This is a genomic window from Streptomyces sp. NPDC007088, from assembly GCF_042869355.1.
GTDB lineage: Bacteria > Actinomycetota > Actinomycetes > Streptomycetales > Streptomycetaceae > Streptomyces.
In genome coordinates this window covers 476,400-495,933 of record NZ_JBIAFO010000001.1, presented here as the reverse complement: position 1 = coordinate 495,933, position 19,534 = coordinate 476,400, and the positions used below count along the sequence as shown (strand labels likewise).

General features: G+C 74.2%; 21 protein-coding genes and 1 other RNA gene. 5 read left to right on the top strand and 17 right to left on the bottom strand.

Annotation, left to right across the window (positions count from 1 at the left end):
• Positions 1 to 23: 23 nt before the first annotated feature.
• The 4 genes from eda to ACFYMP_RS02195 form a co-directional block, all read right to left on the bottom strand.
• Positions 24 to 683 (bottom strand): bifunctional 4-hydroxy-2-oxoglutarate aldolase/2-dehydro-3-deoxy-phosphogluconate aldolase, encoded by a 660-nt coding sequence (gene eda, locus ACFYMP_RS02210; RefSeq protein WP_388849030.1) that lies wholly within the window; start codon positions 681 to 683, stop codon positions 24 to 26.
• A 175-nt stretch (positions 684 to 858) separates the two neighbouring features.
• On the bottom strand, positions 859 to 1,674 hold the full coding sequence (gene yaaA / locus ACFYMP_RS02205) for a peroxide stress protein YaaA (RefSeq protein ID WP_388849027.1): 816 nt from the start codon (positions 1,672 to 1,674) through the stop codon (positions 859 to 861).
• A 68-nt stretch (positions 1,675 to 1,742) separates the two neighbouring features.
• Positions 1,743 to 2,357, bottom strand: a complete 615-nt coding sequence (locus tag ACFYMP_RS02200) for a hypothetical protein (RefSeq protein WP_388849024.1) — start codon at positions 2,355 to 2,357, stop codon at positions 1,743 to 1,745.
• A complete protein-coding gene (locus tag ACFYMP_RS02195) occupies positions 2,354 to 3,190 on the bottom strand; it encodes a MerR family transcriptional regulator (protein ID WP_388849021.1) in 837 nt (278 codons plus the stop codon). Before ACFYMP_RS02195 ends, ACFYMP_RS02200 begins: the two co-directional genes overlap by 4 nt.
• A gap of 340 nt (positions 3,191 to 3,530) precedes the next feature.
• Here ACFYMP_RS02195 and rnpB point away from each other — a divergent pair.
• Positions 3,531 to 3,932, top strand: an RNA gene (rnpB, locus tag ACFYMP_RS02190) — RNase P RNA component class A.
• Positions 3,933 to 4,080: 148 nt separating this feature from the next.
• Here the strand turns inward: rnpB and ACFYMP_RS02185 are convergent.
• From ACFYMP_RS02185 to ACFYMP_RS02165, 5 genes are all read right to left on the bottom strand, one after another.
• Complete coding sequence (locus ACFYMP_RS02185) at positions 4,081 to 4,551, bottom strand: hypothetical protein (protein ID WP_388849018.1); 471 nt, start codon at positions 4,549 to 4,551, stop codon at positions 4,081 to 4,083.
• Positions 4,552 to 4,743: 192 nt separating this feature from the next.
• The gene (locus ACFYMP_RS02180) at positions 4,744 to 5,085 is read right to left on the bottom strand and encodes a hypothetical protein (RefSeq protein ID WP_388849015.1); all 342 of its coding nucleotides are present in this window, start codon (positions 5,083 to 5,085) and stop codon (positions 4,744 to 4,746) included.
• Positions 5,086 to 5,293: 208 nt separating this feature from the next.
• Positions 5,294 to 5,830 (bottom strand): flavoprotein, encoded by a 537-nt coding sequence (locus ACFYMP_RS02175; RefSeq protein ID WP_388849012.1) that lies wholly within the window; start codon positions 5,828 to 5,830, stop codon positions 5,294 to 5,296.
• A 65-nt stretch (positions 5,831 to 5,895) separates the two neighbouring features.
• Positions 5,896 to 7,380 carry a Na+/H+ antiporter NhaC gene (nhaC, locus tag ACFYMP_RS02170; RefSeq protein WP_388849009.1) on the bottom strand — a complete coding sequence of 495 codons (1,485 nt, stop codon included), beginning with the start codon at positions 7,378 to 7,380 and terminating at the stop codon, positions 5,896 to 5,898.
• A 197-nt stretch (positions 7,381 to 7,577) separates the two neighbouring features.
• Complete coding sequence (locus ACFYMP_RS02165) at positions 7,578 to 8,276, bottom strand: GntR family transcriptional regulator (protein WP_388849006.1); 699 nt, start codon at positions 8,274 to 8,276, stop codon at positions 7,578 to 7,580.
• Between the two features lie 170 nt (positions 8,277 to 8,446).
• On the opposite strand from ACFYMP_RS02165, the gene ACFYMP_RS02160 reads away from it, so the two are divergent.
• Complete coding sequence (locus tag ACFYMP_RS02160) at positions 8,447 to 9,394, top strand: asparaginase (RefSeq protein WP_388849003.1); 948 nt, start codon at positions 8,447 to 8,449, stop codon at positions 9,392 to 9,394.
• Between the two features lie 125 nt (positions 9,395 to 9,519).
• Here ACFYMP_RS02160 and ACFYMP_RS02155 read toward each other — a convergent pair whose 3' ends face one another.
• Both ACFYMP_RS02155 and ACFYMP_RS02150 read right to left on the bottom strand, forming a co-directional pair.
• Complete coding sequence (locus ACFYMP_RS02155) at positions 9,520 to 10,041, bottom strand: DUF1203 domain-containing protein (RefSeq protein WP_388849000.1); 522 nt, start codon at positions 10,039 to 10,041, stop codon at positions 9,520 to 9,522.
• A gap of 167 nt (positions 10,042 to 10,208) precedes the next feature.
• Positions 10,209 to 10,655: a MarR family winged helix-turn-helix transcriptional regulator gene (locus tag ACFYMP_RS02150; RefSeq protein WP_388848998.1), complete on the bottom strand. Its 447-nt coding sequence runs from the start codon at positions 10,653 to 10,655 to the stop codon at positions 10,209 to 10,211.
• A gap of 179 nt (positions 10,656 to 10,834) precedes the next feature.
• Here ACFYMP_RS02150 and ACFYMP_RS02145 point away from each other — a divergent pair, with 179 nt between their 5' ends.
• Positions 10,835 to 12,295, top strand: coding sequence for an MFS transporter (locus tag ACFYMP_RS02145; RefSeq protein WP_388848995.1), 1,461 nt, complete (start codon positions 10,835 to 10,837; stop codon positions 12,293 to 12,295).
• Positions 12,296 to 12,521: 226 nt separating this feature from the next.
• Positions 12,522 to 12,782 carry a hypothetical protein gene (locus ACFYMP_RS02140; RefSeq protein ID WP_388848992.1) on the top strand — a complete coding sequence of 87 codons (261 nt, stop codon included), beginning with the start codon at positions 12,522 to 12,524 and terminating at the stop codon, positions 12,780 to 12,782.
• Between the two features lie 58 nt (positions 12,783 to 12,840).
• Here ACFYMP_RS02140 and ACFYMP_RS02135 read toward each other — a convergent pair whose 3' ends face one another.
• From ACFYMP_RS02135 to ACFYMP_RS02110, 6 genes are all read right to left on the bottom strand, one after another.
• Positions 12,841 to 13,074, bottom strand: coding sequence for a hypothetical protein (locus tag ACFYMP_RS02135; RefSeq protein WP_388848989.1), 234 nt, complete (start codon positions 13,072 to 13,074; stop codon positions 12,841 to 12,843).
• Between the two features lie 369 nt (positions 13,075 to 13,443).
• Positions 13,444 to 14,238, bottom strand: coding sequence for a putative protein N(5)-glutamine methyltransferase (locus tag ACFYMP_RS02130; RefSeq protein WP_388848986.1), 795 nt, complete (start codon positions 14,236 to 14,238; stop codon positions 13,444 to 13,446).
• Between the two features lie 161 nt (positions 14,239 to 14,399).
• Positions 14,400 to 14,999: a hypothetical protein gene (locus tag ACFYMP_RS02125; RefSeq protein WP_388848983.1), complete on the bottom strand. Its 600-nt coding sequence runs from the start codon at positions 14,997 to 14,999 to the stop codon at positions 14,400 to 14,402.
• A gap of 354 nt (positions 15,000 to 15,353) precedes the next feature.
• Complete coding sequence (locus ACFYMP_RS02120; RefSeq protein ID WP_388848980.1) at positions 15,354 to 15,935, bottom strand: DoxX family membrane protein; 582 nt, start codon at positions 15,933 to 15,935, stop codon at positions 15,354 to 15,356.
• A gap of 191 nt (positions 15,936 to 16,126) precedes the next feature.
• Complete coding sequence (locus ACFYMP_RS02115; RefSeq protein ID WP_388848977.1) at positions 16,127 to 16,984, bottom strand: PhzF family phenazine biosynthesis protein; 858 nt, start codon at positions 16,982 to 16,984, stop codon at positions 16,127 to 16,129.
• A 146-nt stretch (positions 16,985 to 17,130) separates the two neighbouring features.
• A complete protein-coding gene (locus tag ACFYMP_RS02110) occupies positions 17,131 to 17,580 on the bottom strand; it encodes a lamin tail domain-containing protein (RefSeq protein WP_388848974.1) in 450 nt (149 codons plus the stop codon).
• A 230-nt stretch (positions 17,581 to 17,810) separates the two neighbouring features.
• Between ACFYMP_RS02110 and ACFYMP_RS02105 the strand changes: the two genes are divergently transcribed.
• Positions 17,811 to 19,430, top strand: coding sequence for an alkaline phosphatase D family protein (locus ACFYMP_RS02105; RefSeq protein WP_388848971.1), 1,620 nt, complete (start codon positions 17,811 to 17,813; stop codon positions 19,428 to 19,430).
• The last annotated feature ends 104 nt before the right edge of the window (positions 19,431 to 19,534 follow it).

Below are 19,534 nucleotides of genomic sequence, written 5' to 3'. Positions count from 1 at the left end.
GCCGGGGTGACTGGCCGGGGTGCTCAGGCCGTGCCCAGGGCCGCCGCCTCGCGCGCCAGGGCCTCGACCCGGCCCCAGTCCCTCGCCGCGATCGCGTCGGCCGGCAGCATCCACGAACCGCCCACGCAGCCCACGTTGTCCAGCGCGAGGTACTCGGGCGCCGAGGCCAGGTCCACCCCGCCGGTCGGGCAGAACCGCGCCTGCGGCAGCGGGCTCGCGAGCGCCTTGAGGTACGGGGCGCCGCCCGCCGCCCGCGCCGGGAAGAACTTCATCTCCGTGACCCCGCGCTCCAGCAGCGCGACCACCTCGGAGGTCGTCGACACCCCCGGCAGGAAGGGCACGCCGGACGCCTTCATCGACTCCAGCAGCGTGTCCGTCCACCCCGGGCTCACCAGGAAGCGGGCGCCCGCCCGCACCGAGGCGTCGACGTTCCCGGGCGAGATGACCGTCCCCGCGCCCACGACCGCCTCCGGCACCCGCTCTGCGATCTCCCGTATCGCGTCCAGCGCGACCGGCGTGCGCAGCGTGACCTCGATCGCGGGCAGTCCGCCCGCCACCAGGGCGCGGGCCAGCGGGACCGCGTCCGCGAGGTCCTGGACGACGACGACGGGCACGACGGGCGCGAGTTCCAGCACGGAGGGGGAGGCCGAGGGGGAGGCGGAGGGGGACGAGGGAGAAGTCATGGCCTCATCCTGCCTCGGCGTGTGCGCAGGGCGCAAAGCCCGTTGCGCAGGATGCAACGGGGGGGGTGACGGGGGTGCTCGCGACACGATGCCCCGGCACCTCCCGGCACCTCCCGGCACCTCCCGGCACCTCCCGGCACCTCCCGGTCAGCGCACGCCGGTCGCCGCGCCCCCTTCAGTTCCCGCCGCCCCCGTGCACGTCGGTCACGACGACGTCCAGCGCCCACGGCCGGCCGGCGGTGGCGGGGGCGCCGCCCTCCACGACGTGGCCCAGGTCGCGCAGCGCCGTCACGAGTTCGGCCGGCGAGCCGGGCAGCCGGCCGTCCGCGAGCAGGTCCCGCACGATCCGCCCCTTCGTCGCCTTGTTGAAGTGGCTGACCACCGAGCGCTTCTCGACGCCGTCGACGGTGCGGGCGTGCAGCACCCGCACCGTGGCTGTCGCGCCGGCCAGTCCGCCCTTCGGCTTCCACGCGGCGGCGTACGCGGCCGAGCGCAGGTCCAGCACGAGCCCGCCGTCCGCCGCCTCGGGCAGCACCTCGTCCATGACCGGCCGCCAGTACGCGGCGAGCGGACCGGCGCCGGGCAGCCGCACACCCATCGACAGGCGGTACGAGGGGATGCGGTCGCCCGTGCGGACGGCGCCCCACAGCCCCGAGAACACCAGGAGGGACCGGGCGGCCCGCCGTCTGGCCGCCGCGTCCAGCGAGGCCAGGCCGAGGGCGTCGTACAGCACGCCCGTGTAGATCTCGCCGGCCGGCCGGGTCCCCGCCTCGCGCAGCCCCGCGTTCTTCGCGACCTCGCCGCGCAGCCCCTCGCCGACGCCCAGGACCTCGCGCGCCTTGACCTCGTCCCCGGAGCACAGCTCCACGAGCTCGTCCAGCACGGCGGCGCGGGCCGTGTTCAGGCCGGGCAGCGAGAGCCCCGCGAGATCCACCGGGGCGCCCCGGCCGGCGGCGGCCTTGCCCTCGGACGGCGGCAGCAGTACCAGCACGGTGTTCTCTCTCCTCGGTCACTCGACGGGCCCCGCGCCAGGGTAAGCGAACCGGCCCGGGGCGTCTGTCACGGCCGGGGCGCCGGGGCCAGAGCGGCGACCAGGGCGTCCGGCTCGTCCGCGTGCACGTGGAGGCGGCGCACGTACCGGGGCGGGCCGAACACCGGCTGGACGCGCACCGGGGCGGCGAGTTCCAGGGTGACGGTGGTCTGCGAGGCGACATCGAGTTCGAGCGCCTCCGGATCGGCGGCCCGCGCCCCGGCGAGCCGCAGCTGACGCCGTACGGCGAGCACGGCGGTACGCGGGATCAGTACGTCCGTGCCGAGCCCGCGCCGTATCCGTACCGTCTCCTCGTCCACGACGTGCGGACGCGTCACCGCCGCCGCCTGGACCCCCAGGAGCAGGGCCAGCGTCCACACGTCGGCCACGAGCACCACGAGGTGCGCCACCGGCCAGGGACGCAGCAGCAGCGCGAGCATGACGGTCTCCACGACGGCCACGAAGACCAGCGCCCACATCGTCGAGGCCTGCGCCCGCGCGTACCCGAAACCGGTCCGCCCGGCGCCCAGCCCGTGCCGCCGCCCGCTCACCCACCGCCCGAGGCTCACCCAGATACCCCACTCGTGCGCGAGCAGGCGCAGCGCCAGCGGAGCGCGGTGCGTCGTGGAGTCCCCGGCGCTCACCGGTCCTCCTCCGCCCCGGGCGCCGCGAGGTCCCCGCCCCGCTCCGGCCCCGCGATCAGCTCCATCGCCCGCAGGAAGGCCGACATCTGGGCCGGGGCCAGCTCCGCGCGCAGGGCGTCCAGGAAGGACACGGCCCCGGGCAGCGCCGTACCGGCCCGCGACACGGCCGCCGCCCCGGCACGCAGCTCGCCGAGCAGCGCCGGGGGCAGCGCGCCGACCAGGGCCCGCGCCACCTCCTCGATCCGCCCGGCCGCGCCGGAAGCGGCCGGATCGGTGTCCGCGAGCCCGCCGAGCAGCGCGTACACCTCCCGCATCCGCTCCTCGGCCCCCGGCGCGGCGGTGAGCCGGTCGTAAGCCGCCGCCATGTGCTCCCGGGTGCCGGGCGGGGCGCCCGTCTCCAGCAGCGCCAGGACGTCCCGGTCGAGCGCGGCGACCGCGGCCCCCGCCGGGTCGAGGCCGGCGGGTACGGCGCCGGGGCGTACGGGTCCGTCCAGCGCGTACGTCCCCTCGGCGACCTGGGCCCGCAGCCGGGCGAGCCGCTTCCGCCGCTCCCGCAGGTCCGCCTCCTGGCGGGCCAGGTCGGCGTCCAGCTCGTCCAGCACCTCGGCCAGCTCGTGGCCCGCGTCGTCCGCGAGCGCGTCGCGCACCTCGTCGAGACCGAGGCCCAGCTCGCTCAGCCGGCGGACCCGCGCGAGCGCGACGGCGTCCCGCAGCCCGTAGTCCCGGTAGCCGTTGCCCCGCCGCGCCGGCTCGGGGAGCAGCCCGATGTGGTGGTAGTGCCGCACTGCCCGGGGGGTCACCCCGACCAGCGCGGCGAGTTCTCCGATCCGCATGCGGCCAGTAGAAACCCTGCCGCCGCGTCAAGGTCAAGGACGGTCGTCCGCCGGCCGGCGGGTCGCGCGGTGCGCGAAGGCGCGGTTGATCCACGCCGTCACCGGCACCCCGGCTCGACAGCCGGCACCGCGCGGGCCTGACAAAGTGAACCCCTTTGCGCGAAAGGGGAATTGAACGATCGGTCCGCGCACAGGACAGCAGGGGGAGGCCGGGGAGGCCGGGTCCGGTGGGGAATCCGGTGGGGAAGGGGAATGCGGGCGTGCGGCGGCGTCGTCCGCGGCGTGACGGGCGCGCGGAGCGAGGGCCGCGAGGGACCCCGTATCATGGCGGCACGGCAGACGAGCCGGGCGGACGGCCGCGTGAACACCCTCCGGGATGTTCCCGAGGAACGTCCGGACTCCACAGGGCAAGGTGGTGGCTAACGGCCACCCGGGGTGACCCGCGGGACAGTGCCACAGAAAACAGACCGCCGGGGACCTCGGTCCCCGGTAAGGGTGAAACGGTGGTGTAAGAGACCACCAGTGCCCAGGGTGACCTGGGCAGCTAGGTAAACCCCACCTGGAGCAAGGTCAAAAGGGAGCACCCAGGTGCTCCTGCGCGGACGTACGAGGGCTGCCCGCCCGAGTCCGCGGGTAGACCGCACGAGGCCGGCGGCAACGCCGGCCCTAGATGGATGGCCGTCTCCCCGGCCGCCGCGAGGCGACCGGGCGACAGAATCCGGCGTACAGCCCGACTCGTCTGCCGCCACCTGCGGCGTTGCCTGGGAAAGGGCCTCTGACCTGCGTCGGAGGCCCTTTCCGGTCTTTCGGGGGCTTGCCGCGTCAGGCCGCGAAAAGTCCCTAGGAAGTCCGGGGCAGGCAGAGGTACCGCCTCGCCGGCCTCGCGACTGCTAAGCGGATTGCTGGATCTTCCGTAGGCTGTTCTTGATCGTCTGGAGTTCGCCCATCAGGCGATCTACTGCGGCATCCAGGACGAGGAGCGAGTCCTGTGCTGACCAGAACCGGAGCGTTCGTTCCAACTCTTCCCGCCAGAAGGTGGCATCGTCCTCAACTTTGAGCTTGAGATGCCGGGCCAGGTCGGCAAATCCCGCGCCTGGTGCGTGTGAACTTTCGGAGATAACGAGCGCCGAGAGCATCGGCCTGCCGTGCTCGACCTCGTACATGCTGACGTGGCCGAGGGCCGGGAACATTGTCCGGAAGGGGGGCCGGCTCATCCCGGTGTTGATCCCCTCTGGGTCAATCACGAGGCCGAGCGCCTTGTAGCTCAGACAAGCATCCATGGGCTTCGTCGGGTCGGCAGCCCGACTCCGGTCCAGCAGTACACGGTGGATGGCCTTCTCGTCTGGCGTGAGTGTGATCACGAAGACTCCTCGTGGGGAGGTGGCCCGTAGGCCAGTTGGTCCGGAGACGGTGCCGCCCGTGGGCGACGGATCGACAGTAGGGCCTCAGCTCCGGTCGATGCCAGGGTTCGCGCGAACCCGGCCGTTGCGCCCGGATCGCCTGGGCGCGCCGGGCGAGTGCCGGGCGCGGTCCCTCGACGCCGGTCGCGGGGGCTACTGGGGAGTCAGCGCCGTGCAGCCGGTGCCGTAGTAGTAGCCGGTGCCCAACGATGCCAGGCTCTGGCAGGTAGTGCGCAGGTTCGACCCCGCGTAGTAGATGTTGCCGCTGGAGGGGAGGGGGTTCCAGTTGTAGTAGCTGTCCACGTTCATGGTGTAAGGGCCGCCCGTGTCAGTGAACGGGTCGCAGTTCTGGAAGGAGAACACCACGAGAGAGCCGCAGTGGATGGTGGTGGCTGCCTGTGCCTCGCCGCTGCCCATGACCAGGCCGGACAGCGCCAGGGCCGCGGTGGCCGCCGCGCTCGCACCGATGCGGATCCTCGCTCGTAAACCTGACATGCTTCCTCCGTCGGCTCGGGGCTCAAGGGTAGGGGTCCAGGCCCGGCAGCACAGCCCCGTGAAATACGCCAGACGGCGCGAACCCGCCGTCGGCGCACCCGGTTCGAAGCCGAGGGAACCCGGGCGGGGGCACTCCGCGACGACAGACGACGGAGACGGCCGACGGAGACAGACGACGGCCGACGGAGACAGAGACGGCCGACGATCGTCACCCGCTGCCGACGACCCGCTCCACCTCGTCCAGCGCGAGACGCCACGGGAACTCGCGTGCGTTCCCCCGCTTCGGTGGGTGCGGCTCACCCGGCGGCGAGAACACGCGCACGCCTTGCTCCCGCAGCGTCTCCAGCGCGCGTGCGACGGCCGGCTGGGCGTCGAGCGCGGTGCTCCAGAAGTGGGCCGCGACCACGGGGACCCCCAGGTGTACCGCCTCGGCCGGGATGCCGAGCGCCACCGTGTCGGTGATACCCGCCGCCCATTTGCAGGCGGAGGTCGTCGTCATCGGCGCGACGAGTATCGCGTCCGCCTTCGGCAGGGCGTCCGGCTCGTGCGGCAGCTTGTACCGCGACCGCACGGGGTGCCCGGTCAGCTCCTCCAGTTCCCGCGTCCGCGGTCGCCACCAGTGGGCCGCCGAGGGGGTCAGCAGCAGGCAGACGTCCCAGCCCTTCGCCTGAGCCGCCCGAACACCCGCGTCGACGTACCGCGTTGGGCCGGCCGCGCACGCGATCAGATACAGCACTCGTGTCATGCGCGGAGACCACATCGATCCGCGGGGCGCCGCAACCCGGCCGGCGCGGCCGGTGGCCCGGCCCCTCACACGGCCGCCCCCACCGGCTCCGTCCTCTCCGCCCGGCGTACCGGGGCCTGGCGGGCTATGCCGATACCGGTGTAGCCGCAGATCACGGCGATGATCACACCGAAGTAGTTCAGGAAGGCGTAGGGGGCGTACGCCATGGTGGCGACCCCCAGCGTCGTGGACATGTAGGTCGCGGCCTCGGTCCAGGGCACCAGCGGGACGAAGACGGTGCCCGAGTCCTCCAGGGTGCGCGAGAGGTTCTTCGGGGCGAGTCCCCGTTCCGGGTAGACGTCGCGGAACGCCTGGCCCGGCACGATGATCGTCAGGTACGAGACCCCCATCGCGAACGCCGCGCCCACGGAGGACAGCGCCGTCGCCAGGATGATTCCGCCCGTGCGGCGGACCCGGGCGAGCAGGCGGTGCATGAGGACGTCGAGGCAGCCGGTCTCGGTCAGGATGCCGGCGAAGGCGAAGCCGGCGAGGCCGATCAGCATCGTCGAGGCCATCGACGCCATGCCGCCCCGGTTGAGGAGGGTTCCGGCCGCCTGGGAGAGCTGCCCGGGGTCGATGCCCCCGTGACCGTCCAGCATCGACGTGGTGAAGCCGGTAGAGGCGGAGGCGCATATCTGCCGCAGGGAGAAGCCCTGGAAGACGCCGCCCAGGAGCCCCGCGACCGCCGAGGAGGCGATGATGGTCGGCAGCGGCGGCTTCTTCATGATCGCGCCCACCAGGATCACGGCGGGCGGCAGCAGGAGCAGCAGGTTGAAGTGGAAGCCCTGCTCCAGGAGGTTCTGGAGCGCCTCGGTGCGCTGCGCGGCCTGACCGTCGGCGTGCTGGGTGCGGCCCAGGACCAGATACAGGACGCAGGAGAGCACGGCGGCCGGGCCGGTCGTCCACAGGAGGTGCCGGATGTGCTCGAAGAGCGTCGAACCGGCCACGGCGGGCGCCAGGTTGGTGGTGTCCGACATCGGGGACATCTTGTCGCCGAAGTAGGCGCCCGACACGATGGCGCCCGCCGTCATCGGCAGGGACACGCCGAGCCCGCCGGCCACCCCGATCAGGGCGACGCCGACGGTGCCGACGGAGCCCCAGGAGGTGCCCGTCACCGTGGAGACGACCATGGTGATCAGGAACGACAGCACCACGATCCACGAGGGCTGGATGGCCTTGAGGCCCCAGTCGACGATCATCGGGATCGTGCCGCTCAGCGTCCACGTGCCGATGAGCATGCCGATGGAGACGAGGATCAGCAGGGCCGGCATCGCGGCGTCGATCTTCGACCGGATGCCCACCAGCATCCGGTCCCAGCCGACCCCGAGCCGCCAGGCGATGACGCCGGTGACGGCACAGGCCGCGACGAGCAGCACCACGGGGTCCAGGTCCAGCCAGACGGTGCCCGTGATCATCAGGGTCAGCATCAGCACCACGGGCAGCGCGGCGACGAACAGCCCGGGGACACGGCGCTCGCGCGGGGGCGGTGCCGCGACGGGGGAGTCGGTCATGGGGGTACTCCAGTGGCCCGGCGGGGGCCGGACGGGTCGGTACGGGGGGTAGGGGAGGGGCGGCGGACGCGGGCGCCGGCGGCGGGAAGGCGTACGGGGGCGCGCCCTGGCGCGGGCCCGCACGCCACGGAGGGGACCCGCACGCCACGGAGGGGGCAAGCCCGCGAACGGGCTTCAGCGGTCGGTCGGGGAAGCCGTCAAACGGTCGGAGGGGAGGCCGTCGCGGGGCCGGACGGGGAGGTCCTCGCGCGGTCGGTCAGAGAAGCCGTCATATGGGCCTGCACTTGGTCGAGATGGTCGCGCATCAGCGCGGCGGCCCGCTCGCCGTCGCCGTCCGCGACGGCCTCGGCGATCTCCTCGTGCGCGTCCAGCGAGTCGGCGGTGTGCGCCGCCGGGACGTCCAGCGGACTGCGCAACAGGATGATCTGCTGCTGCGCCCGCCACACCTGCTCGGTGACCCGCGGGCTGCGCGCGGTGTCGGTCAGGGTCCGGTGGAAGTCGAGGTCCAGCCGGTGCACGAAGCGCCGCCCGCCCTGGATGGTCCTGCGGGCGCGGGCGCAGGCCGCGCGCAACGCGGCGACGTCCCTGTCCTCGCGACGCTCGGCGGCCATCCGCGCGGCGGCCGTCTCCAGCGCCGTACGCAGTTCGAACAAGGCGCGTACGTCCTCGGGCCCGGCGCTGAAGACCGTGGCCCCCCGGTTGGGCTGATGCACGAGCAGACCCTCGCTGACGAGCTGGCGCACGGCCTCGCGCAAGGGGCCACGGCTCGTGCCGAGCTCCCGCGCGAGCACCACCTCGTTGACGCGGGTGCCGGGCGGCAGGTGCCCGCCGAGCAGACGTTCGCGCAGCACCTCGGCGATCTGGACGGCGAGGCCGCGCTGCAGTGTCTCGCTCACGGGGCGGTACCTCCCAGGACCGGCGAACTGTTGACAGTCGCCAGTTGACAGGGGTGTTTCCGCAGCTGTCAAGAGGTGCCCGTGCGATCGACGCCACTCTCGACATCCGCTGCCACGAAGTGATAACTGTCGACAGTTGACTTTTCAGCTGGGAGAGGCGGACACAACCGATGCACCACGTGGTGGCCGAGGTCTGGCGCGGGGACTTCCTGGAGTCCGTGCACCACGGGACGGTCCTCGCGACCGCCCCGGACGGTTCCGAGACCCTGCGGATCGGGGACGCAGACGCCCCGATGTACCCGCGTTCCTCCAACAAACCGCTCCAGGCGCTCGGCATGCTCAGGGCCGGCCTCGGGCTGGACGGCGAACTGCTGGCGCTGGCCTGCGCCAGTCACTCGGGGGAGGACATCCACCTGGAGGGCGTGCGCGCGATCCTGGCCGGTGCCGGGCTCGGCGTCGGGGCGCTGCGCTGCACGGCGGCGCTGCCCATCGGGGAGGGCGCGTTGCGCGCGTACCTGGCCGGCGGCGGTGAGCCCTCCCCGCTGACGATGAACTGCTCGGGCAAGCACGCCGCGATGCTGGCCACCTGCGTACGCAACGGCTGGGACACCGCCGGCTACCTCGACCCCGCGCACCCGCTCCAGGTGAGACTGCGCGAGACCCTGGAGGAGACGGCGGGGGAGCGGGTCTTGGCCACCGGGGTCGACGGTTGCGGCGCCCCGCTCTTCGCCCTCAGCCCGCGGGGCCTCGCGCGGGCCTTCGGACGCCTGGCCTCCGCGCCGCGGGGCAGCCTCGAACACCGGGTGGCGCGGGCGATGAACACGTACCCGGAGTACGTCGGCGGCACCGGTCGCGACGTGACACGGCTCATGGGCGCCCTGCCGGGGGCCGTCGCCAAGGACGGCGCCGAGGGCGTGTACGCGCTCGGCCTGCCCGACGGCTCGGCGGTGTCGCTGAAGATAGCCGACGGCTCCCAGCGGTCCCGTCCCGTGGTGATGGTCGCCGCCCTGCGGCGCCTGGGGGTGGACGTGGACGGCGACGAGACGCTGAGCGCGCTCGCCACCGCCCCCGTCCTCGGCCACGGCGAACCGGTCGGGGCGATCCGCCCCACGTTCTGACGGGCTGACGGGACCGCCGCGCGAACGGGGCGGGCGTACGGATACGGGTACGGGCCGGGGCCGGGCCCCGGGTACGGGCCGGGGCCGGGCCCCGGGTACGGGCCGGGCCGGCCGGGCCCCGGAAGTTACGGCCGCCGCACCTCGAACTGGAAGCAGCCGTACTCCACGGCCCGTACGTGCACCAGGGCCACCTCCGGTTCCCCGAAGGACTCCGCCAGGGCCCGGTCGAAGCCCGCGTCCGCCCGCGTGGGGATCTCGAAGAGGCGGCCGCCGACGATGTGGCCCCGCGCGTCGTAGCGCCGGAGGGTGCGCAGGGCGCCGGGCCGGGCGAAGGGGTAGCCCCGGCCCGCCTCCGGGCCCGCGCACGCCTCGGCGTGGACGAACACCGGCCCCGCCTCGTCGTACGCGCCCGGCTCGGCGCCGCTCGCCCTCGCCCAGCGGCGCAGCGGCGCGTAGGAGACGAGGGCCACCCGCTCCCCGGCCTCGACGGGGCGCAGACAGCAGCGCAGGGGGCTGCCCACGCAGTCGACGGGAACGCCCTCGGCGTTCGCGGTGAAAGGGCGGGTCCCGCGGCCGCAGTCGTCGGTGACGCGCAGCTCTCCGAGCGCGGCGGGCGGGACGGGAAGCGGCTGGTAGGCGATCGTCATGCGGCCAGTCTCCGGGCACGGGCGCCGGGACTCCGGCAGGAATCCGACGTGGGACCCCGGCGAACCGTGTGACCTGCCGCGTCCGGCGAACCCGCGCGACCCGCCTGGCCCGGCGACACCGCGTGACCTCCCGGATGCCCGCCGGGCCCGGCGGGCGAGAGGGTCGCTCACCCCCGTGGCCACGGCCTTCCGTCGAGTCGTTCGATGGAGCGGTTGAGGTGGCTGAGCGCCTCCACGAGGCCCGCCACCTCCTCGGGGGTCCAGTCGGAGAGCACCTTGGCGAGACCGGTCCGGTTCCTCTCGCGGTCGGACTCCAGGCGCTCCTGGCCCTCGGCGGTGATGGCGAACTTGCGGGCGATGCCGCCCTCCGGGTCGGGGATGCGCTCGACGACCCCGGAACGCAGCATCGCCGCCGTCTGCCGGTTGAGGGTGGACTGGTCCAGGCCGAACGCCTCGCTGAGCTGGCCGATGGACATCGGGCCCTCGGCCTCGATGCGGGTGAGCAGGATGTAGGCGCTGCGGTCGAGGCGCCAGTCGGCGCGCGGCGTGATCAGCTGCGAGTACCGGCTGAGCAGCGTCGTCTCCAGCTCGATCCGGTCAAGGGGCAGGTCCACCAGGCGTCGTTCCTTCGGCTCCGTGCGGGCAGCCCTGAAAGGGGCCCACTCAGTCCTACCGTATCAGGATATGTATGTATTCTGCACGTGCTATGCATCATGCATATAACCTGTATATTGCATGAGCTGTGCATGATGCGCAGCCCTCCGTGCCAGTGGATTCCCAGAGGGAGTGCCCCGTGGAAAGAACCGAGCCCGCAGCCCGCACCGGCGGTGTTGTCGGCATCCTCGCGCTCGGCGGCATCGTGGCCGCGCTCACCCAGACCCTGGTGGTCCCGCTCATCGCGGAACTGCCCAAGCTGTTCGACACCACCGCCTCGAACGCCTCCTGGGTGATCACCGCCACGCTGCTCGCGGCCGCCGTGGCCACGCCGGTCGCCGGACGGCTCGGGGACATGTACGGCAAGCGGCGCATGCTGCTCGCCTCCCTCGCCCCCCTCCTCCTCGGCTCCGTGGTCTGCGCCCTGTCCACCTCCCTCCTCCCGATGGTCGCCGGACGCGCCCTCCAGGGGCTGGGGATGGGCGTCGTACCGCTCGGCATCAGCCTGCTGCGCGACGTGGTGCCCGCCGAGAAGCTCGGTTCCTCCATCGCGATCATGAGCGCGTCCATGGGCGTGGGCGGCGCGCTCGGCCTGCCGTTCTCCGCGGCCATCGCCGAGAACACCAGCTGGCGCGTCCTGTTCTGGGTCGTCGCCGCCCTGGCCGTCGGCGTCGGCGCGCTCATCGCCGCCCTCGTGCCCGGGGACCACAACCGTCCCGCGCCCGCCGGATTCGACCTGCTCGGCGCCTTCGGCCTCGGCGCCGCGCTCGTGTGCCTGCTGCTCGGCGTCTCCAAGGGCGCCGACTGGGGCTGGGGCAGTGGCAGGACCCTGGGCCTGCTCGGCGCCGCCGTCGTCCTCCTCGCGGTGTGGGGCTGGTGGGAGCTGCGCGTCAAGGACCCGCTGGTCGACCTGCGCGTCACCGCCCGGCCCCAGGTGCTCATGACCAACGTCGCCTCGGTGCTGGTCGGCTTCGCGATGTACGCCCAGTCCCTCGTGGTCCCGCAGCTGCTCCAGCTGCCCAAGGCCACCGGCTACGGCCTCGGGCAGTCGATGCTCGCCATGGGCCTGTGGATGGCGCCCGCCGGGCTCATGATGATGGTGATGTCGCCCATCGGCGCGAAGCTCTCCGCCGCCAAGGGCCCCAAGGTCACCCTCGCCTTCGGCAGCTTCGTCGTCGCCCTCGGCTACGGGCTGTCGGTCCCGGTGATCGGCACCGACTCGCCGTGGGGACTGCTCGTCGTGACCCTCGTCTGCAACTCCGGGGTCGGCTTCGCCTACGGGGCGATGCCGGCGCTCATCATGGGCGCCGTGCCCCAGTCGGAGACCGCGTCGGCCAACAGCTTCAACACACTGATGCGCTCGATCGGCAGCTCCGTCTCGGCCGCCGTGATCGGCGTGGTCCTGGCCCAGCTCACCACCGACTTCGGCGGCTACGCGCTGCCCTCCGAGTCCGGTTTCCGCACCGCCATGCTGATCGGCTGCGGGGTGGGCCTCGTGGCCGCCGTCGTCGCCGCCGTCATCCCCGTCGCGGCCACCGCCCCGCGCCCGAGCGCCACGCCCGACGCCGCCCCGGAGGACGCCGTCGAGGCCAAGGCGTAGGGGCACCCGGCTTCCCACGGCGCGTCACCTCCCGTCCTGCGCCTGCCCGTACGCGCTGGTCCACCGCTCCCCGCGCCCGTCCGCACGCACGTACGGACGGGCGCGGGCCCCGGGGGCCTCGGGAGGCGACGGCCGAGGTGGCGGGCGTTTCCGGGCGGGCGGTGGAGGCGAAGAGGAAGGGGCGCGCTCCACCCTCGCGGACCGGGAGCGCTAGTCTGCGCGCGAGATGACCGATTTCGCTGACGAGGCCCGCTCCCGCACCGCCCGGCTCCTGCGCATGGCCGCGCCGGGCGACGACCGGGACGGCATCATCGAGTACGCCACGACGACCCCCGACCCGCCCCTGATGGGCCGGCACGGAATCCGCACGACCGGCTGCGCGCGCTGCCGGCGCACCATGTGGCTCCAACGCGACCTCTGGGTGTGCGCCTCCTGCGGCTGGGTGCGCGAGGAGGGCGACCGGCAGGGGGAGGCGGGGGCGGTGTGACGGGGCCGGGTGCCGGGCACGCGGGGCCCCGCCCGGGTCCGATCGGTCCGGGGCGCGGTCAGTGGCCCTCGGGGTGGCCGTGGCGCACTTGCTGACGCAGTTCCTTCTCCACGTCGTGACGGTTCAGCCCCTGGTCCTTCGCCCAGTCGGTGACGGCGAGCTGCACCTCGGCCGAGGCGTTGAACCACACGCGGCGCTGCCGCTGAAGCTCCTCGCCCTCAAGGTGTTCCAGCCTCCGCCCCTCGTCGTCGGCCGACTTCTGCAGCGTGATCAAGTACTCGGGTAGGTCCACGGCGGCACCCTAGGGCCGGCCCGGCGGGCGCGCGCGACGCGGCGGGGGGACGCTGAGCCGCGCGGGGGACAGGGTCACCCCGCTGGCGGGCGCGGCCCCGGCCCGCGCGAGCGCCTCGCCCCCACCGCGGGGCCGGGCGCCGCCGACCGCCGCGGGGCGGGTGCCTCGCGCGGCGCGCACCCGGACACCACGCGCGCGAACGCGGCAGGCCCCCGGAGTCCCGTACGCGGTGGCGACACCGCCGCCGTGCCCGTGGAAGCGTGTCCCGACTCCCCTGCTCACAGCGCGGGTTGAGCGAGGTGCCCCCTTCCGGCGCGCCGTACGGGGTGTGGCCGGGCGGGTACCCGTCCACACCCGCCGTCCCGGTCCCTAGGGGCGTCGGCCCGTCACCACCGTCGCGTACAGCTCCTCGGACACGGCGACGGCGGGGAGCAGGCCCGCCGCGCCGAGGACGCCGAGAGCCGTGTCCGCCTGGCGTTCGCTCGTCTCGACGAGGAGGTGGCCGCCCGGGGCCAGCCAGGCCGCGGCCCGCGCGGCCACCCGGCGCAGGAGGTCCAGGCCGTCGGCGCCGCCGTCCAGCGCGACCCGGGGTTCGTGTACCCGCGCCTCGGCCGGCAGCAGGGCCAGCTCGCCGGAGGGCACGTACGGGACGTTCGCGGTGAGGACGTCGATCCGGCCGCGCAGTGCGCCCGGCACCGCGTCGAAGAGGTCGCCCTCGTGGACGGTGCCGCCCACCCCCGCCACATTGCGGCGCGCGTAGACGAGGGCGCCCGGGTCCACGTCCGCGGAGTGCAGGACGCAGCCGGGCCCCAGCGCCGTGGCCAGCGCCAGGCCCACCGCTCCGGAACCGCAGCACAGGTCGAGGACCACGGCGGGACGCGGGGCGAGCTCCAGCGCCCGGTCGACCAGGAACTCGGTGCGGCGGCGCGGGACGAAGACCCCCGGGCCCACCTCGACGCGTACGCCGTGGAACCGGGCGTGGCCCACGACGTGTTCGAGGGGCTCACCGGCGGCGCGCCGCCGCACGAGCGCGTCCAGGGTGTCCGGACGGTCACCGGCGGACGCGAGCAGCAGCCGCGCCTCGTCCTCGGCGAAGACGCAGCCGGCCGCGCGCAGACGGCTCACGACCAGGGGAAAGGCAGGGGGAGTGGGGGCTACGGACATGAGGGAGACCTCCCGGGATCACTGGATCACCTGAAGAGGGCGTTCCCGGTCCTCACCGCCGGGCGGCGCGGGCCGCCGGGGTACGAGGAGGGAGCGCCCGTCCGGTGCTGACGGAAATCGGACTCACCTCCTCGGCCGTGGGCGGACGTGCGCCCGACACCCTACGGCATCCCCGGCCGCCCCGGTCCGCCCATCGTGTCCGGCACGCTGCGCACCGGGGTGCCCCACACCCGGACCACCTCGTAGTCCGTGAACTCCTGCACCAGCCGGTACGCCGGTCCCGGGCGCGGGCCCCGGCGCTCGGCGGCCAGGAAGCGCTCCGCCTCGCCCCGGTCGTGCCGGGGGGTACCGCACAGCTGCCAGGACTGCCCGTTCCACACCTCGGGCAGCCAGCGCTCCCTGGCCCGGGGGCGCTCCTCGCGCAGCCCGTAGCGCGAGACCACCGGCACCTGATGCTCCTCGCCGCCGCGCGGACCGGCGGGCGCACCGCCGTAGCGGCCACGGCGGGCCGAACGGCGACGGGTCTCGCACAGCAGGCACCCGTCCACGGCGCTCTCGTCGACCGGCCCGTTGGGGTGCTCGGCGCAGCGCGTCGTCGGGGCGGGGCCCTCGACGGCGTTCTCCAGCAGTTCGAGGGCGCGCCGGACGTCGGTGGTGATCTCCCGCAACCGGGCGTCGGGCACGTCCTGCCCCAGCTGCTCGCCGTGCTCGCCGAGCAGCCGGAGGGCCCGGCCCAGGGCGGAGAGCTGTGCGTGCTGCATCGTGCGGTGCTCCTCGTGCGGAGGGGGCGGAGAAACGTCGGCGTACCCGGGACACCACGTGGGGCACACGGGTACGCCCGTATTGTCGTACATCCGGGAGCCGCCGTGCGCGGGCCCCCGTCGCCGGGCGGGCTCGGAGCACGGGGACGAGCGGGCGGGCGCCACGACGGCGGGGGGGGGGGGGGGGCCCCGCGGGGCGCCCCCCGGGGCCCCCCCCGCCCCCGCCCCGGGGGGGGCGGGGGCCGGGGCGCGCCCCCCCCCGCGGGGCCGGGGGGCGGCCCGCGGGGGGCGGGGGGGGGGGGCCCCGGCGCGCCGCCGCCCCCCCCCCCCCCCCCGCCCGGGGTTCTCCCGCGCTCAGGTCGCGGGGGCCTCGCCGGCCTCCGGGGCCGGCGTCTCCTGCTGCGCCTGCTTGACCCGCTTGCCCCGCTGGGCGACCACCGTGAGCGTCGCGGCGGCCCCGCCGATGAGGGCGGCGGGCACCATCCAGTGCCGGTTCAGGGCGTGGCCCAGCTTGTGGTCGAGCGAGTAGCGGCCCGGACCGGCCACGGAGAGCGCGGCGGCGGCGAAACCGAGGAACGCCGGGTACTCGTAGCCGCCGCCCTGGGCGAAGAAACCGTTGGGGGAGTGCACCGCCGCGGCCCCCGCCATCGTGCCGGCCGCGGCCGCGCCCGCCGCCGGGGTCGCGAGGCCCACGGCCAGCAGCGCGCCGCCGCCCGCCTCGCCCAGTCCGGCGGCCAGCGCGTTGAGCTTGCCGGGCGCGTACCCCATGGCCTCCATGGCCTGGCCGGTCGCGTCGAGACCGCCGCCGCCGAACCAGCCGAACAGCTTCTGCGAACCGTGCGCGGCGAGTACCCCGCCGGTGCCCAGTCGCAGCAGGAGCAGCCCCAGGTCACGCCGCTTGGCGCCCCGGTCGAAACCCTTCACGTGACACTTCACGTGTGTCTCCTCGTCATCGAAATGGCCTTGGCAGTGACACCCGCCCCGGGCGCGCACCCGGATGTCCTCCCCCGACCACGGTCCGCCTTCGCACCGCCGCGCACCCGGCCACGACGGCCGAACGGGTGATGATCAAGAGGCTACGCCCCTCCCGTCCCGCGCGTACCGGAACACCGGTCCGGGCAGAGCGGTCAGTCGCGCGGGATGCGCACCGCCGTCCCCGCGACGCGGACGCGCGCGTCGCCCTGCCGCAGGGACACCGTCACGGTTCCTGGCCGTCCCAGGTCCTCGCCCTGGCGCAGGGTGAGTTCGGCGTCCCCCTCCACCCGGCCCAGCGCCCGCAGATACGCCCCGAACGCGGCCGAGGCCGCCCCCGTCACCGGGTCCTCGACGACCCCGCCGACCGGGAAGGGGTCCCGGGTGTGGAACACCCCGGTGCGCGGGTCGCGCCACACCAGATGCACCGTCGTCAGGTCGAGGCGCAGCATCAGCGCGCGCAGCCGCCCGAAGTCGTAGTCCAGGTCGGCGAGCCGCTCGCGGGTCGCGGCGCCCAGGACGAGGTGGCGGGCGCCGGCGTAGGCGATCCGGGGTGGGAAGGCCGGGTCCAGGTCGGCGGCGGGCCAGCCGAGCGCGGCCAGCGCCTCCGCGAGATCGGCGCGGTCCACCTCCTCGACCGCCGGTTCGACGCTGGTGAGGGTGGCGCGCAGATCGCCGCCCACCGTGTCGACGGCGACCGGTACCGGGCCGGCCTGGGTGAGGAAGAGGAAATCGCCCGCGCCGTCCCGCTCGGCGAGCGCCACGGCGGTCGCGACGGTGGCGTGGCCGCAGAAGGGGACCTCGGCCCGGGGGCTGAAATACCGCACCGTGTGCGTGCGCGCCGGGTGCCCGGCGGGCGGCTCGGTGACGAAGGCGGTCTCGCTGTAGCCGAGTTCGGCCGCGATGGCGAGCCGCCGGCCGTCGTCCAGCCCGGCGGCGTCCAGGACGACCCCGGCCGGGTTCCCGGCGGCGGGCTCCGAGGTGAAGGCGGCGTAGCGGGCGATCTGTGTCATGCCGGGTGCAACCGGGGGCCCCGGTGCCGCATTCCCCGCCGCCGCGAACGCGGTGGCGAGGGAGTGTGCGGACGCCCGGGGCCCCTTCCGTCCCGTCCGCCGGACGGCGCGGACGCCCCGGGGCGTCCCTCGGGCCGGCTGCCGGGTCAGTGGCAGTTCTGCTGGCCGTTGCCCGTCTTCCCCCACGAGCAGGAGTCGCGCGGCGAACCGGTGGGCGTGAGCAGCCGGGCCTTGTCCCCCGTGTTGTTCCAGACGTAGGAGCCGCGGTTCCAGTACACCGTCCCGGGAACGTTCTTGCCCTTGCCGGTCCTGACCTTCACCGTCTTGCCGGCGCCGATCCGGTAGCTGCCGAAGGTGTAGGTGTAGCCGGTGTTGTCCTTCAGCTTGTAGCCCTTGAGCTGCACCGCCGACTTCGTGTTGTTGTGGATGTTGACCCACTCGGCGTTCAGCGAGGCGTTGCTGCGGGTGTCCTTGCCCGGACTGTCGAACTGCACCAGCCCGATGTGCAGCCCACTCTGGTGCGCGGCCTCGGCGGGCGCGGCGGTGAGCAGGGCGCCGGCGGCGGCGAGGGCGAGGGCCGTGATGCGTATGCGCAAGTTGTGCTCCGTGTGTGCGTGTTCGGTGAAGAAGGGCTGATTATATGCCCAAGGAAACGCTGTGCGGGGGGAGTTGTCCTTTTCCGGCGCCGACCGGGCGGGATTCCCGTGGTGGGCGGTTCGTCCCCGCGCTCCGGCCGGGGTGCCGCTCCGCGAGATTCATTCGGTGGACATGCCGAGGCCGCGTGGCGGACGGGACCTCGTCCCCGGCGGCCCGTCAGATACTCCTCATGACTACCGCCCCGGAACTCCGTACCCTCGCCCGTCAGTTCGGCCGGCGCCGGTTCCTCACCGTGACGGGGGCCGCCGCCGCGCTGGCCTTCGCGACCAACCTGCCGGCCGCCGGTTCGGCCGCCGCCGCGGCGCTGGACCCGGCGAAGATCGCGAAGGACCCGTTCACGCTCGGAGTGGCCTCGGGGGACCCGCTGCCCGGCTCCGTGCTGCTGTGGACGCGGCTCGCGCCCAGCCCGTACGAGAGCGACGGCGGGCTGCCCCCTTCCCGGGTCACCGTGCGCTGGGAACTCGCGTACGACAGCCGCTTCACCCGGATCGCGAAGAAGGGGAGCGCCGTCGCCCACCCCGAGTTCCAGCACTCCGTGCACGTCGAGGCGAAGGGCCTGGACGCCGACCGCGTCTACTACTACCGCTTCCGCGCCGGCCAGTGGATCAGCGGCACCGGCCGCACCCGCACCGCCCCCGCGAACAACGCGCGACTCACCGAGATGCGCCTGGCCGCCGTGTCCTGCCAGGCGTACCACGACGGCTACTACACGGCGTACGGGCACCTCGCGAAGGAGGACCTCGACGTGGTCTTCCACCTCGGCGACTACCTGTACGAGTACGCCGTCACCGCCGTCGGCGGCAACCGCAAGTACACCGACCGCAGGCTGCCCGCGCACTACAACCGGGAGACGGTCACCCTCGACGACTACCGGCTGCGCTACGGCCTGTACAAGTCCGACCCGGACCTGATCGCCGCGCACGCCGCGCACCCCTTCGTCGTCACGTGGGACGACCACGAGACGGAGAACAACTACGCCGGCGACACCCCCGAGAACGACGTCCCGCCGGAGGAGTTCCTGCTGCGCCGGGCCGCCGCCTACCGCGCGTACTGGGAGCACCAGCCGCTGCGCCTGCCGCAGCAGCCCGAGGGCGCCGACATGACGCTGTACCGGCGCAGGCACTACGGGCGGCTCGCGCAGTTCGACATCCTCGACACCCGCCAGTACCGCAGCGACCAGGCGTACGGCGACGGCTGGCAGGTCCCCGGACCGGAGTCCGAGGACCCGGCGCGCACCCTGACCGGGGCGACCCAGGAGCGCTGGCTCATCGACGGGTGGCGCGACTCGAAGGCCACCTGGAACGTCGTGCCGCAGCAGGTCACCTTCGCGCAGCGCAAGGACCGCGCGACGCCCGGCCACAAGCTGTCCATGGACTCCTGGGACGGCTACCCCGCCTCCCGGCAGCGCCTCCTGGACGGCTGGCGCTCCACCGGCAAGGACAACCTCATGGTCCTCACCGGCGACGTCCACGTGCACTACGGCTTCGACATCAAGGCCGACTTCGACGACCCGGCCTCGAAGACCCTCGGCACCGAGATCGTCACCAGCTCGATCACCAGCGGCGGCGACGGCTCCGACAGACCCGCCAACTGGGACACGTACATGGCGGCCAACCCGCACCTGAAGTTCTACAACGGGCGGCGCGGCTACGCCCTCGTGACCCTCGGCCAGGACGCGGCCCGCGCCGAGTGGAAGACGGTGCCGGCCGTCACCACCCCCGGCGCGCCGCTGACCACCGCCGGCACCTTCGTCACCGAGGCCGGGAACCCCGGACTCAAGCCCGCCTGAGCCAGGGGGCACCGGAGGACGTCCTGCGCGGCGGACGTCCTCCGGTGCTCTCGCGCCGTGTCGTGGCGTACGTCCTCCGGTGCTCTCGCGCCGCCGTGTCCCGG

Excerpts from the sequence above, each read along its gene's own strand:
- eda (WP_388849030.1), bottom strand. The coding sequence starts at position 683 with ATGACTTCTCCCTCGTCCCCCTCCGCCTCCCCCTCGGCCTCCCCCTCC.
- ACFYMP_RS02195 (WP_388849021.1), bottom strand. The coding sequence starts at position 3,190 with ATGCGGATCGGAGAACTCGCCGCGCTGGTCGGGGTGACCCCCCGGGCA.
- ACFYMP_RS02180 (WP_388849015.1), bottom strand. The coding sequence starts at position 5,085 with ATGTCAGGTTTACGAGCGAGGATCCGCATCGGTGCGAGCGCGGCGGCC.
- ACFYMP_RS02175 (WP_388849012.1), bottom strand. The coding sequence starts at position 5,830 with ATGACACGAGTGCTGTATCTGATCGCGTGCGCGGCCGGCCCAACGCGG.
- nhaC (WP_388849009.1), bottom strand. The coding sequence starts at position 7,380 with ATGACCGACTCCCCCGTCGCGGCACCGCCCCCGCGCGAGCGCCGTGTC.
- ACFYMP_RS02160 (WP_388849003.1), top strand. The coding sequence starts at position 8,447 with ATGCACCACGTGGTGGCCGAGGTCTGGCGCGGGGACTTCCTGGAGTCC.
- ACFYMP_RS02155 (WP_388849000.1), bottom strand. The coding sequence starts at position 10,041 with ATGACGATCGCCTACCAGCCGCTTCCCGTCCCGCCCGCCGCGCTCGGA.
- ACFYMP_RS02140 (WP_388848992.1), top strand. The coding sequence starts at position 12,522 with ATGACCGATTTCGCTGACGAGGCCCGCTCCCGCACCGCCCGGCTCCTG.
- ACFYMP_RS02130 (WP_388848986.1), bottom strand. The coding sequence starts at position 14,238 with ATGTCCGTAGCCCCCACTCCCCCTGCCTTTCCCCTGGTCGTGAGCCGT.
- ACFYMP_RS02125 (WP_388848983.1), bottom strand. The coding sequence starts at position 14,999 with ATGCAGCACGCACAGCTCTCCGCCCTGGGCCGGGCCCTCCGGCTGCTC.
- ACFYMP_RS02115 (WP_388848977.1), bottom strand. The coding sequence starts at position 16,984 with ATGACACAGATCGCCCGCTACGCCGCCTTCACCTCGGAGCCCGCCGCC.
- ACFYMP_RS02105 (WP_388848971.1), top strand. The coding sequence starts at position 17,811 with ATGACTACCGCCCCGGAACTCCGTACCCTCGCCCGTCAGTTCGGCCGG.